This is a genomic window from Priestia veravalensis, assembly GCF_001457055.1.
Taxonomy (GTDB): domain Bacteria; phylum Bacillota; class Bacilli; order Bacillales; family Bacillaceae_H; genus Priestia; species Priestia flexa.
This window is the reverse complement of sequence record NZ_KQ758639.1, coordinates 56346-69743: the sequence shown is the minus strand read 5'-3', so window position 1 is coordinate 69743 and position 13398 is coordinate 56346. Positions and strand designations below refer to the sequence as shown.

Sequence of the window (13398 nt, the reverse complement as noted above, 5' to 3'; positions counted from 1 at the left end):
CACAATCAACAAAAAACCTGAACGATTAAAAGTTATGAACTCTCAATCGTTCAGGTATAGTAAGGACTGAACTACTTATGTCCCAGCCTCTTTTATTTATACTTCTTCACAATATTGATCAAACGCTTCTTGAAGTTTTGTTACAACTGACATTGGCTCATGTCCTTCAATTTCATGACGCTCTACCATTGTCATAATTTTACCATCTTTTAATAGTGCAAATGATGGTGAAGATGGTGGGTAGCCTTCAAAATATTCTCTAGCGCGAGCCGTTGCTTCTTTATCTTGGCCAGCGAATACCGTAACTAGATTCGTTGGGCGCTTATCGTAATGAACGGAATGAGCAGCTGCTGGTCTAGCAATCCCTCCTGCACATCCACAAACTGAGTTAACCATTACTAATGTTGTACCGGGCTTTTGAAACGCTTCCTCTACATCTTCAGCCGTCGTTAATTGCGTGTAACCTGCAGCTTCAATCTCTTGACGCGCTTGGCGAACAACATCATTCATAAATAAATTAAAATCGATGTTCATCTTTTTACCTCCTTTAGTTAGCTACTTTTATCATAGCAAACCATGACTTAAAACGCGATTTCTTTGGCTTATGTTTACGAAAAAATTATTGTTACTTTATCGGTTGGTTTACTTGTTTATACTGATGAATTATTGTCTCAAATGCTTCCTCCATTGTTATGTCTCCTTTTTGCATACGTTGCTCAACATCTTTTAGCGTATCACGTAGCTCTTGCTTACCATAAAAAGACTCGTACAGATAATCAGCAATTCTCGACTGTAGCCATGAAGAAAGTTGAAGACCTCGCTTTTGCTCAAATCGTTCATTTTGTATTAGCCAGCTCTTGTAATCCAAGATGTGATTCCATAAGCTAATCAAATCACCTGTCTCGTAAACAGATGTTGTTAATACCCTTGGCTGCCAACTAGATGAATGAGCATATAGAAATGAAATAACGGACTCATACTCTTTTTTCGTCAGTACTGCTTTTTTTCGATTATCTCCATCCGCTTTATTTACACAAATCAAGTCGGCTAGCTCTAAGATTCCTTTTTTAATTCCTTGAAGCTCATCTCCTGCACCTGTTAAAACAAGAAGAACAAAGACATCAACCATTTGCTTAACGATTCCTTCACCTTGCCCCACGCCCATCGTTTCTATAAAAATGACGTCATATCCCGCTGCTTCGCATAAAAGAACAGCTTCTCTCGTCTTGCGATGAACCCCGCCTAATGTTCCTTGCGAAGGAGACGGTCGAACAAAAGCTCTTGGATGCTTAGCAAGCTGCTCCATTCGCGTTTTATCACCTAAGATACTTCCACCAGATACCGTACTGCTTGGATCAATCGCAAGTACTGCTACTCGGTATCCTTGATCACATAAATAAGTTCCAAATGCATTAATTAACGTACTTTTCCCTGCTCCTGGTACACCTGTAAATCCAATCCGAATCGATTTTCCAGTATGCGAATAAATTTCTTTCATTAACTGTTGAGCCAGGTGTTTATGCTTAGCAGCCTGACTTTCAATTAAGGTAATAGCTTGTGCTAAAGCAGCTCGGTTTTTTCCTAAAAGCCCTTCTTTATACTGAGACACTGTTTTTAATTTGGTCATATAATCACTCATCCACCGCTAGCTTTTCTTTAATCTTATCTAACACGTGGATAGCTGCTTTTGGAATGACCGTACCTGGACCGAAAATAGCTGCTGCTCCGCTTGCTTCTAAAAAAGGATAATCTTGCTTTGGAATAACTCCTCCAACAATGACTAAAATATCTTCTCTACCGTGTAAACGCAGCTGCTCAACAAGCTGTGGAAGTAGCGTTTTATGTCCAGCAGCAAGCGAGCTAAACCCTACGACGTGAACATCATTTTCAATTGCTTGCACAGCAGTTTCTTCAGGCGTTTGAAAAAGTGGACCAACATCCACATCAAAGCCTAGATCCGCAAATGCTGTAGAAATGACTTTTGCTCCGCGATCATGACCGTCCTGACCCATTTTGGCAACTAGGATTCTTGGTCTTCTTCCCTCTTCTTCTAAGAAGTCATCTGTTAACTGGCGCACTTTATCAATAAGCTCTGCTCCTTCAAATTCTGCTTGATAAACACCTTTTATTGAACGTGTAACCGCTTGATGCCTACCAGATATTTTTTCAAGAGCAAGTGATATTTCGCCTAGCGTTGCTCTTGCTCTGGCAGCTTCAACCGCTAACTCTAATAAATTTCCCTTTCCTGTTTCAGCAGCATGCGTTAAATCACTTAAAGTTTTTTCCACCTGCTTGTCATCGCGCTGATTCTTCAGTTCTTTTAATCTTTCTACCTGCGCTGTTAGCACTGCTTGATTATCAATATCTAAAATCTCTAACTCTTCTTCTTCGTTCGCTTTAAATGCATTCACACCAACAATAATTTCGGCTTTTGAATCAATTCTAGCTTGCCTTCTGGCAGCAGCTTCTTCAATTTTCATTTTCGGAATCCCAGTTTCAATTGCTTTTGCCATACCACCAAGTGATTCAATCTCTTCTAAATGACCCCAAGCTTTATGAACGAGCTCATTCGTTAGTGATTCAATATAATAAGCCCCTCCCAACGGGTCAATAACAGAACAAATAGACGTTTCATCTTGTAAATATAACTGTGTATTACGTGCAATTCTTGCTGAAAAATCCGTTGGTAGCGCAATTGCTTCATCCAATGCATTCGTATGCAGTGACTGCGTGTGCCCTGAAACTGCTGCCAGTGCTTCCACACATGTACGCACTACGTTATTGAACGGATCTTGCTCCGTTAAGCTCCAGCCAGACGTTTGCGAGTGCGTACGCAAAGCTAACGACTTGGGATTTGTTGGATTAAACTGTTTCATTAGCTTAGCCCATAGCAATCTACCGGCTCTCATTTTTGCTACTTCCATAAAGTAGTTCATTCCAATCGCCCAAAAAAATGATAGGCGTGGTGCAAAGGCATCGACTGAAATACCAGATTTTATTCCGGTTCGAACATACTCTAATCCGTCTGCTAGCGTATAAGCTAGCTCCAGGTCAGCTGGTGCTCCCGCTTCTTGCATGTGATAGCCTGAAATACTGATGCTATTAAATTTGGGCATATGCTCAGACGTATACTTGAAAATATCTGCAATAATTCTCATCGACATATCTGGAGGATAAATATACGTATTACGTACCATGTATTCTTTTAAAATATCATTTTGAATGGTACCGGCTAGCTGCTCCTTTTGCACACCTTGTTCTTCAGCAGTCACGATATAAAAAGCCATGATTGGTAATACAGCACCATTCATCGTCATTGAAACCGACATTTTATCCAGAGGAATACCATCAAAAAGCTTTTTCATGTCTAAGATTGAATCAATTGCTACCCCCGCTTTTCCTACGTCACCAACCACGCGAGGGTGATCAGAGTCATACCCTCGATGTGTTGCTAAATCAAAAGCAACAGACAATCCTTTCTGCCCTGCAGCTAAATTTCTGCGATAAAAGGCATTGCTTTCTTCTGCTGTTGAAAACCCTGCGTACTGACGAATTGTCCATGGTTTTTTCACGTACATCGTCGCGTAAGGTCCTCTTAGATATGGTGGTTTTCCTGGTGTAAAATCAAGAAATTCAATGCCTTTATAATCTTTTTCTGTATATAGAGATTTCACAAAAATTTGTTCATTTGTTTGAAAAGATTCTACAGTATGCTGCTTACTCTCCACAGCTTTCGGTTGCGTAACAGCGCCAAAATCAATATTTTCAAATTGTGGTTTTTTATACATGTTGATTCACCTCAATCCAGCGTACTAATTGCGCAAAACAATTAATTGCATTCACATTTTCATTAATGAATTCCGCAGCTCCGTCTACCTCTGATTTTGCTACAACAAATACGTAAAGCTTTTCTTGTTTATACCCATTAAGGAAGGCAAGCATATCTTTTACTTGTTCAGGTTCACCACATACTACGTATGCATGACAAGGACGCTTTTTCAACCATTCAATGGTATCCAGGTCATGATATAACGGTGAAAAAGTTTCACATTGAAATCCACCAGACTGGAAAAAATCATAAGCAAACTCTTTTTGTTGCTTAACCAATTTACTTTCTGATAATTCAATGCAACCAATAGTCAATCCTTTGGTTCTTTCACGCATCTGTTCAAACGCTTCGCTTTTTCTCCACTGATTCAAAAAGAGAATTGCTTGAGAAGGGGATTGTTCTTCATGCGCATTCACCAATAGAGAAGATGCCGTCAATTCATTTCTTAATTGCAATTGATATTCGTGGTAGTCTTTGTTTGCAACGTTATCTTCTTCATAAGTAGTTTTACTTGGAGATACATAATGCGTAATTCCTACCATTCTTTCATTTCTGCTATGTATCTGTTCTCTTTTCTCTTCACTTACATGTTGAAGCTCACATTGAATCCAACCTGACTCTAGACATGCTTCCATACCGCCTTTAGATTCCATTTTCTGAAACAGCTTCCAAGCTTTTTCTGCAAGCTCATGCGTGTAGGATTCGATGTACCATGAGCCTCCTGCCGGGTCTATGACTCTGCCTAATTGTGATTCTTCTCGAAGCATTAGCTGCGTATTTCGTGCGAGTCGATTGGATAATTCTGTTGACTGCTTTGATATAGCATCATATGGATAAACATGGAGGCTATTTGCTCCGCCAATAATTCCAGCAAATGCTTGCAGTGTTCCTCGTAAAATATTCGTATGTAAGTCTTGAGATGAAAGCGTATGGATGGATGTATTTACATGGATGAAAGGAAGCGGTACGTCTATAGTCTGTGAAAATGCTCGAACGGCCTGAAGCCACAGTAAGCGAAATGCACGTAGTTTTGAAACTTCCATAAAAAGCTGTGAGCTTGTTGAGAATGAAAATGCCAGATGAGGTAATACATGATGTAAAGGAATATTGCGTCTTAAACATTCATCCATATATTGTACGGCTGTTGAAAGTGCATATGCTAACTCTTGAACAGCTGTTGCCCCGCTCATGTGATACGGTTTTGTATCAATAAGTACCGTCTTTAGCGAACTTTTCTTTTCTTGTACAAAAGCAATTGCGTTTGCCATGTCATGATACAAATCAGTGATTGGAATTGGTGAATGAGCGTGTTCAGCTAATGAGCCGAGCGGATCCATTCCAACCACTCCAGCTACTTGTGATAATGTGATCCCTTCCTGTTGACAGTACGTATCAATGGATTCAATCAACGGCAGTGCCGTATATCCAGAAGGAATAAAAAGAGGTACTTCAGGTAACTGAATGTCTTTAAAAAGCGCACATAGATCTGCATAGTTAGAGAGCAAAACGCCGCTTTTTAATTCAGTAAAAGGAACTGTTAACGGATTCTTTCCTTTAATTGATATAGGATTTAACTCAATAGCCAATGACGTTTGTCCGTTATCTAATGCTTCCTTTATCATTTGATTCGCTTTCTTTGGAACGGCTACATTTATTCGTTGTGCAATATTCCATTCATTTGATACGAAATGTGAGTCTATTCCTCTTACGAATAAGTAAAGCTCTTCGTCTTTTAAATGTGGTAAATCTTGCACGTCATTTTTTCGGTAAAGCGTTTTCAAAAAAATGTTCTCAAACGTTTCTTTTTCATATAGATGAGGGTCATCTTTTAGCGCTTTTTTTACTTCTTGTATCCATTCTTGCTGAGGAGTATAGGCAAATTCATGAAAGGATGGTTTATTCATCGTCATTTCCCCTTTATACTTTGATACCAAAGCCTTTTTCTGCTGACACACTCTCTTTTATTTTATTACATTCTATAAACGAAATATATATACCTTCTCAAAATACCGTATGCCAAATCGGCATGACGAGCAAAACCTTTTCGAATTAAATATTAAACAAATAAAAGAGTTTGGGACATAACAAAATGATTGGTTCTAAAAGACGAACACTAGCTGTTCCCATCTCTTTGATTTGTCTCAACACGTTCGTTCCATTGCGCTACGGTCACTCGCTTTCCGCGGGGAGGAACCTGAGCTTCCTCGCTGCGCTGCGGGATCTCCGTTTTCCCTCTCTTTCCCGCAGGAGTCGAGTGTCCTACGCTCCATTCCACCCTGTTTCCAACATTGTTTTCACAATCAATAAAAAAACCTGAACGATTAAAAGTGATGAACTCTCAATCGTTCAGGTATAGTAGAGGCTGACCTACTTATGTCTCAGTCTCTTTCACTTTTAGTAAATAGATGTATGTTCCTTGGACATCGATTCTAAAATTTCTTTAATGCGTTTTAAGAATCGACCACATACGAGTCCATCAAGCACACGGTGGTCAAGAGATAAGCATAGATTGACCATATCTCGAATGGCAATCATATTATTAATAACAACCGGACGCTTAACAATAGATTCCACCTGTAAAATTGCTGCTTGTGGATAATTAATGATTCCCATCGATTGAACGGAACCAAATGATCCCGTGTTATTAACAGTAAACGTTCCACCCTGCATGTCTGCCGCTTTTAATGAACCTGCTCGTACTTTTTGCGCTAATTCATTAATTTCGCGTGCAATTCCTTTAATTGTTTTTTCATCGGCATTTTTTATGACAGGTACAAACAATGCATCGTCTGTTGCAACAGCAATAGAAATATTAATGTCTTTCTTTTGAATAATTTCATCGCCTGCCCACATTGAATTGATTTCTGGGAATTCTGTTAAGGCTTGTGCAATCGCTTTGACAAAGAAAGCAAAGTACGTTAAGTTAAATCCTTCTTTTTGTTTAAATTCCGTTTTAATAGAATCACGATATGCTACGAGGCTTGTTACATCCACTTCAACCATTGTCCATGCATGAGGAATTTCGTGCTTGCTTCGTAACATGTTGCTGGCAATCGCTTTACGTACACCAGATACAGGAATGGCTTTATCACCAGAAGCCGTTGGAATAGGTTCCGACTTTTTCATATCTGCTTTTGGTGAAGGCGGTGCTGTTTTTGGCGCCTCCTGATGAACAGCTGAATCCCTTTGCGGACCTTTTTCAATTGCAGCCAGTACGTCTTTTCTTGTAATTCGACCACCTCCACCTGACCCTGTAAGTGTTTCAAGGTTAATTCCATGTTCTTGGGATAAACGCAGAACGGCTGGTGAATAGCGCTTTTTATTAGAGTGGTCAGCTGTATCTGGTAAAGAAACTTTTTCATTCGTTTCTTTTGGCGCATTTTGAGCTGTATCTGCTGAAGAAGCTCCTTCTACTTCAATCAAACACAGCGTTTCTCCAACTGGCAGCGTCTCGTCTTCAGCTGCAATAATTTCTTTAATCACACCCGTAAATGAAGATGGCACTTCTGCATTCACTTTATCGGTCATCACTTCTGCTAATGGATCATATTTATTAACCTGGTCTCCCACAGCTACTAGCCATTTGCTAATCGTGCCTTCCGTTACGCTTTCTCCAAGCTGAGGCATTTTGATTTTTTCAATTGCCACTGGAAACAACTCCTTTAAAATTCAGCTAATTCTCTCATTGCTTTTTCTACTTTATCTGGATTTACCATAAAATACTTCTCCATCGTTGGAGCATATGGCATAGCTGGAATATCTGGCCCAGCCAAACGTTGAATCGGTGCATCCAAATCAAATAAACAATGTTCTGCAATAATAGCCGCTACTTCACTCATGATGCTTCCTTCTTTGTTATCTTCTGTTACAAGAAGCACCTTACCTGTTTTAGATGCAGCTTCAATAATCGCTTCTTTATCTAATGGATAAACTGTTCGTAAATCTAATACATGAGCTGAAATTCCATCAGCCGCAAGTTTTTCAGCTGCTTGGAGTGCAAAATGGACGCAAAGACCATATGTAATAACAGTAATATCATCACCTTCGCGCTTCACATCTGCTTTTCCGATTGGAAGTACATAATCATCTTCTGGCACTTCACCTTTAATTAAGCGATACGCGCGCTTATGTTCAAAGAATAGCACCGGGTCATCATCGCGGATGGCTGCTTTTAATAACCCCTTCACATCATAAGGCGTAGATGGCATCACGATTTTTAAACCTGGCTGATTGGCAAACAACGCTTCAACTGATTGCGAATGATAAAGAGCACCGTGCACGCCTCCACCGTAAGGCGCACGAATTGTAATTGGACAGTTCCAATCATTGTTCGAGCGATAGCGAATTTTTGCAGCCTCTGAAACGATTTGGTTCACAGCAGGCATGATAAAATCAGCAAACTGCATTTCAGCAATTGGGCGCATTCCGTACATTGCTGCTCCAATTCCAACTCCAGCAATCGCTGATTCTGCCAGCGGTGTATCAATTACGCGCTCTTCGCCAAACTGCTCATATAAGCCGTTCGTTGCCTTGAATACGCCGCCTTTTCTTCCCACATCTTCTCCTAATACAAATACACGTGGGTCTCTCTCCATTTCTTCACGCATAGCCATTGTTACGGCATCGATATATGACATTACTGGCATTTTAGTTTCCTCCTCACTCACCGTATACGTATTTTAAAGCTGATTCTGGGTCTGCATATGCAGCATTTTCTGCATAGTCTGTTGCTTCATTCACAATTTTCATGATTTCTTCAAGCATTTCAGCTTCTTTCGCATCTGTTAGAGTCCCAGTTTCTTTTAAATACGCACCAAAGCGAATAATTGGATCATTTTTCTTCGCTTCTGAAATTTCGTCTGCTTCGCGATAAGCGCGATCATCATCATCACTTGAGTGAGCAGTCAAGCGGCTAGAAACCGTTTCAATAAGCGTTGGTCCTTCACCTTTTACTGCTCTTTCTCTTGCTTCTTTTACAACTTTATACACTTCTAAAGGATCATTTCCGTCTACTGTGTATCCAGGCATACCATAGCCAATTGCACGGTCTGATACCTTTTCACAACCAAGTTGCTTTTCTACCGGCACCGAAATGGCATACTTATTGTTTTCACACATGAAAATAACCGGTAATTTGTGAACGCCTGCAAAATTAGCACCTTCGTGAAAATCACCTTGGTTTGATGAACCTTCACCGAACGTTACAAATGTCACCAACTCTTTTTTCTCCATTTTCCCGGCCAAAGCAATTCCAACGGCATGAGGAACCTGCGTTGTCACCGGAGAAGACCCCGTTACAATGCGCTTCTCTTTATAGCCGAAGTGACCAGGCATTTGACGACCACCTGAGTTTGGATCTTCCGCTTTTGCAAATCCTGATAGCATTAAATCACGAGCCGTCATTCCAAATGCAAGGACTACTCCCATGTCTCGGTAATACGGCAACGCGTAGTCTTTCTCACGGTTTAACGCAAATGCTGCACCGACCTGCGCTGCCTCTTGTCCTTGACACGAAATAACAAAAGGTACCTTCCCAGCACGATTTAATAACCACATACGCTCGTCAATTTTACGAGCCAGAAGCATTGTACGATACATTTCAACTACTTGTTCATTTGTTAAGCCTAGTGCTTCATGACGATTTTCTGTCATCAGTTAAAACCTCCTTAATAATTAAAAATGAATGGCTTTTCCATCAACAGCAAGGGCTGCTTCACCGATTGCTTCGGATAAGCTTGGGTGTGGATGAATAGTATGAGCAACTTCCCATGGCGTCGCATCTAACACTTTTGCAAGACCTGCTTCTGAAATCATGTCTGTTACGTGAGGACCAATCATGTGAACTCCTAGTAGGTCATTTGTTTCATCGTCTTTAATAATTTTTACAAATCCTTCTGCTTCACCATATACAAGTGCTTTACCGATTGCTTTAAACGGCATTTTGCCAACTTTCACAGCACGACCTTTTTCTTTTGCTTCTTGTTCTGCTAAACCCACGCTTGCCACTTCTGGGCTACTATATACGCACTTTGAAATATTTTCATATTGAATTGGGAGCGGCTTTTTATCTCCTATATGTTCGACTGCTACAATTCCTTCACGAGAAGCCACGTGAGCCAGCTGAAGACCACCAATGACGTCACCAATTGCATAGATATGCGACTCTTTTGTTTGATAAAATTCATTTGTTTTAATAAAACCGCTCTCAACAACAATGTCTGTGTTTTCTAATCCAATGCCTTCAACGTTGGCTTGTCTTCCAACAGATACAAGCATCTTTTCAGCTTCGTATGTACTTGTTTCACCATTCACTTCAGCTTTCACTTTGACACTTTTATCTACTTCAACGGTATCCGCTAACACTTTAGCAGAAGTAACTACCTTAATTCCTTTTCGCTGTAGCTGTTTTTTCATTTCAGTTGATATATCGTGATCTTCGGTTGGTAGAATACGATCACTGTATTCAATAATCGTTACCTCAACTCCAAAGTCAGCAAGCATTGAAGCCCATTCAACACCGATTACACCGCCACCAACAATCATAATAGATTGAGGAAGATTTTTCATTTGTAATGCTTCATCCGATGTAATGATAAACTCACCGTCAATCGTTAGCCCTGGTAATGTTCTTGGGCGCGAGCCTGTTGAAATGATTACGTTATTTGGTATAAGCATTTCATTTTCTTCACCGCTCTTTAGCTCAACTGAAATGGTTCCTGGCATCGGTGAAAAGATGGATGGCCCTAATATACGGCCAAAGCCTTCATACACATCAATTTTGCCTTTTTTCATCAGTCCTTTGACGCCGTTATACAGCTGTGTAACAACCAAATCTTTTCGCTCTTGTACACGCTCATAATCGAGTTTTACATCAGATGCTAAAACGCCAAAAGAGTCTGCTTTTTTTGCTGTTTGATACACTTCTGCACTTCGTAATAAAGCTTTGCTTGGGATACAACCTGCATGAAGGCATGTACCTCCCAGCTTTTCTTTTTCTACAATTGCAACACTTAAGCCAAGCTGGGAAGCACGAATTGCCGCTACGTAGCCGCCGGTGCCTCCTCCTAGAACTACTACATCATATTCCCTTGCCATATATTGTCACACCTTTCCTTTTAAAGTGTAGAAGAGTGAATATGCTCACCAGGATATTGCTTCGCTTTCTCTTCTTGTTTTAAGACGCGCAGTGCTCCTTCAGCCAGTGCTTGAAGTTCGTTTTCTCCTGGAAACACCGTAACATCTGCAATCCACTTTACGCGTTCAATAATTAAACTCACGAACATTTTTGAATAAGCAATTCCACCTGTTAAAATAATTGCATCGACTTTCCCCGCTAGCACAGCACTTGCTGCACCAATCTCCTTTGCAATCTGGTAAGCCATCGCTTCATACACTAATTTTGCTTTTTTATTTCCATGTTCAATAAGCTTTTCAACTTTTTGAACATCAGACGTCCCTAAATACCCAACTAATCCACCTTTACCAACAAGCATCTTCATAATATCTTCGCGATAATACTCACCCGAAAAGCATAAGCGGACAAGTTCTCCTACCGGAACGCTTCCCGCTCTCTCTGGACTAAAAGGACCGTCACCGTGTAAACCGTTATTCACGTCAATAACTCTTCCATAGTTATGAACACCAACAGTAATACCGCCACCCATATGCGTCACAATTAAATTCAACTCTTCGTACTTTTTATCGAGCTGAGCTGCAACTTTACGGGCTACAGCTTTTTGATTTAATGCATGAAAAATACTTTTACGCGCCATATGCGGGCTGCCTGACACCCTTGCCACATCTAATAGTTCATCAACAACCACAGGGTCGACAATAAATGATGAAATATTCAAGCCAGAACCAATTTCATACGCTAAGATTCCACCAAGGTTTGATGCATGATGACCTGCATATCCTTCTTTTAAATCTTTAAGCATTAACTCATTCACTTCATACGTACCACCTTCAATCGGACGCAATAATCCCCCACGTCCGCAGACGGCATTAAGCTTTGATAAATTAATCCCTTCTTCATCAAGCGCTTCTAAAATGGATTTTTTTCGAAATTCATATTGATTATAAATGGTTTCAAATACACTCAGTTCTTTTGCTTCATAGCGAATCGTGCGATCAAAAATCATTTGGTCATTGTGGAATACACCGATTTTCGTTGATGTCGATCCTGGATTAATGGTGAGTATTCGATAATCTTGCATAATTAACACAGAGCCTCCTAGCTGTATACAGTTTAACTTCCATCAGTGAAAATTTTCTTCATCTCCACTGGTGATTAGTTAAACTTATCGGACCTTTACAGACAGCTGATTTCCCACTTCTTTTCTTTCTGGCCTCATCATCTTAAAAGGAAGGATTACTGTCCGTTAAGAGTGGGATAAAATATTGTTTGCTTAAATGAAGCTAGGGAGCATATTCCTACAAGTCCCTAGCTGTTGGCTGTTAGCGAGAGCGTCTACTTAAAAGGTGATGTCCGTTTTGTAAAAATTGACTACGAGAGCGTCTTAGCTTCTCAATACGCTCTTCTGCTAGGCGATCTGCTGCTACATATGTTGGAATTCCGTCTCGCTTTGAAATTTCAATTACTTTTTCAATATTATCATAAATCGTTTCAACCTTTTTCAATGCGCGTTCGCGGTTATAACCAATTAATTCGTCCGCTACGTTAATTACTCCTCCAGCATTGATTACATAATCCGGAGCATAAATGATTCCCATCTCATGAATCATATCGCCATGACGCGCTTCTTTTAGCTGATTGTTTGCTGCTCCAGCAATTACCTTTGCTTTTAATTGTGGAATTGTTTCATCGTTAATTGTTGCGCCTAGCGCACAAGGTGCATAGATATCACATTCTACTCCATAAATATCCTGTGGGTCTACTGCTTTTGCACCGAATTCTTCAACTGCACGCTGTACAGATTCTTTGTTGATGTCTGTCACAATGAGCTGTGCGCCTTCTTCATGAAGATGACGGCACAGGTTATATGCAACGTTTCCGATTCCCTGAACTGCGATTATTTTCCCTTCTAAAATATCCGTACCAAAAGCTTCTTTTGCTGCTGCTTTAATCCCGCGATAAACTCCATAAGCCGTAACTGGTGAAGGGTTTCCTGATGAACCAAATGCAGGTGAAACTCCTGTTACGTAATCAGTTTCTTGGTATACAAGGTCCATATCTTCAACTGTTGTCCCTACATCTTCAGCCGTAATATAGCGTCCGTTTAGCCCTTGAATATAGCGTCCAAATGCACGGAACATTTCTTCGTTTTTATCCTTCTTAGGATCACCGATAATAACTGTTTTACCGCCTCCCAAGTTAAGCCCTGCTGCTGCGTTCTTGTACGTCATGCCTTTTGCAAGACGCAGCGCATCTTCAATCGCTGCTTCCTCAGACTCATACGTCCACATTCTCGTTCCACCTAAAGCCGGCCCAATTGTTGTATCATGAATTGCAATAATTGCTTTTAACCCCGATTGCTCATCTTGGCAAAAAACTAATTGTTCGTAATCATACTGTTCCATATAGCTAAAAATTTTCATTGTTGTTTCCT

The 13398-nt window shown here is 40.3% G+C and carries 11 protein-coding genes; all 11 read right to left on the bottom strand.

Going from position 1 to position 13398, the window contains the following annotated elements:
- Positions 1 to 96: 96 nt before the first annotated feature.
- Positions 97 to 534 (bottom strand): BrxA/BrxB family bacilliredoxin, encoded by a 438-nt coding sequence (locus AS180_RS07895; protein ID WP_025909220.1) that lies wholly within the window; start codon positions 532 to 534, stop codon positions 97 to 99.
- Positions 535 to 625: 91 nt separating this feature from the next.
- On the bottom strand, positions 626 to 1627 hold the full coding sequence (gene meaB / locus AS180_RS07890; RefSeq protein WP_025909221.1) for a methylmalonyl Co-A mutase-associated GTPase MeaB: 1002 nt from the start codon (positions 1625 to 1627) through the stop codon (positions 626 to 628).
- A gap of 4 nt (positions 1628 to 1631) precedes the next feature.
- A complete protein-coding gene (gene scpA / locus AS180_RS07885; RefSeq protein WP_025909222.1) occupies positions 1632 to 3788 on the bottom strand; it encodes a methylmalonyl-CoA mutase in 2157 nt (718 codons plus the stop codon).
- A complete protein-coding gene (locus AS180_RS07880) occupies positions 3781 to 5733 on the bottom strand; it encodes a methylmalonyl-CoA mutase family protein (RefSeq protein WP_025909223.1) in 1953 nt (650 codons plus the stop codon). Before AS180_RS07880 ends, scpA begins: the two co-directional genes overlap by 8 nt.
- A gap of 209 nt (positions 5734 to 5942) precedes the next feature.
- A complete protein-coding gene (locus AS180_RS22405) occupies positions 5943 to 6104 on the bottom strand; it encodes a hypothetical protein (RefSeq protein ID WP_156413461.1) in 162 nt (53 codons plus the stop codon).
- Between the two features lie 119 nt (positions 6105 to 6223).
- Positions 6224 to 7477, bottom strand: a complete 1254-nt coding sequence (locus tag AS180_RS07875; protein ID WP_025909224.1) for a dihydrolipoamide acetyltransferase family protein — start codon at positions 7475 to 7477, stop codon at positions 6224 to 6226.
- A 14-nt stretch (positions 7478 to 7491) separates the two neighbouring features.
- The gene (locus AS180_RS07870; protein WP_025909225.1) at positions 7492 to 8475 is read right to left on the bottom strand and encodes an alpha-ketoacid dehydrogenase subunit beta; all 984 of its coding nucleotides are present in this window, start codon (positions 8473 to 8475) and stop codon (positions 7492 to 7494) included.
- Between the two features lie 13 nt (positions 8476 to 8488).
- Complete coding sequence (locus tag AS180_RS07865) at positions 8489 to 9481, bottom strand: thiamine pyrophosphate-dependent dehydrogenase E1 component subunit alpha (protein WP_025909226.1); 993 nt, start codon at positions 9479 to 9481, stop codon at positions 8489 to 8491.
- A gap of 21 nt (positions 9482 to 9502) precedes the next feature.
- Entirely contained in the window at positions 9503 to 10924 is a 1422-nt protein-coding gene (gene lpdA, locus AS180_RS07860) for a dihydrolipoyl dehydrogenase (protein ID WP_062686631.1), read from the bottom strand.
- A gap of 20 nt (positions 10925 to 10944) precedes the next feature.
- Complete coding sequence (buk, locus tag AS180_RS07855; protein WP_035320423.1) at positions 10945 to 12045, bottom strand: butyrate kinase; 1101 nt, start codon at positions 12043 to 12045, stop codon at positions 10945 to 10947.
- Between the two features lie 241 nt (positions 12046 to 12286).
- A complete protein-coding gene (gene bcd / locus AS180_RS07850; RefSeq protein ID WP_061784657.1) occupies positions 12287 to 13387 on the bottom strand; it encodes a branched-chain amino acid dehydrogenase in 1101 nt (366 codons plus the stop codon).
- Positions 13388 to 13398 lie beyond the last annotated feature (11 nt).

What these genes read in the sequence shown, in the direction of transcription:
- AS180_RS07865 (WP_025909226.1), bottom strand. Translation starts at nt 9,481, where the DNA reads ATGACAGAAAATCGTCATGAAGCACTAGGCTTAACAAATGAACAAGTA.
- buk (WP_035320423.1), bottom strand. Translation starts at nt 12,045, where the DNA reads ATGCAAGATTATCGAATACTCACCATTAATCCAGGATCGACATCAACG.
- bcd (WP_061784657.1), bottom strand. Translation starts at nt 13,387, where the DNA reads ATGAAAATTTTTAGCTATATGGAACAGTATGATTACGAACAATTAGTT.
- meaB (WP_025909221.1), bottom strand. Translation starts at nt 1,627, where the DNA reads ATGACCAAATTAAAAACAGTGTCTCAGTATAAAGAAGGGCTTTTAGGA.
- scpA (WP_025909222.1), bottom strand. Translation starts at nt 3,788, where the DNA reads ATGTATAAAAAACCACAATTTGAAAATATTGATTTTGGCGCTGTTACG.
- AS180_RS07870 (WP_025909225.1), bottom strand. Translation starts at nt 8,475, where the DNA reads ATGCCAGTAATGTCATATATCGATGCCGTAACAATGGCTATGCGTGAA.
- AS180_RS07880 (WP_025909223.1), bottom strand. Translation starts at nt 5,733, where the DNA reads ATGAATAAACCATCCTTTCATGAATTTGCCTATACTCCTCAGCAAGAA.
- lpdA (WP_062686631.1), bottom strand. Translation starts at nt 10,924, where the DNA reads ATGGCAAGGGAATATGATGTAGTAGTTCTAGGAGGAGGCACCGGCGGC.
- AS180_RS07895 (WP_025909220.1), bottom strand. Translation starts at nt 534, where the DNA reads ATGAACATCGATTTTAATTTATTTATGAATGATGTTGTTCGCCAAGCG.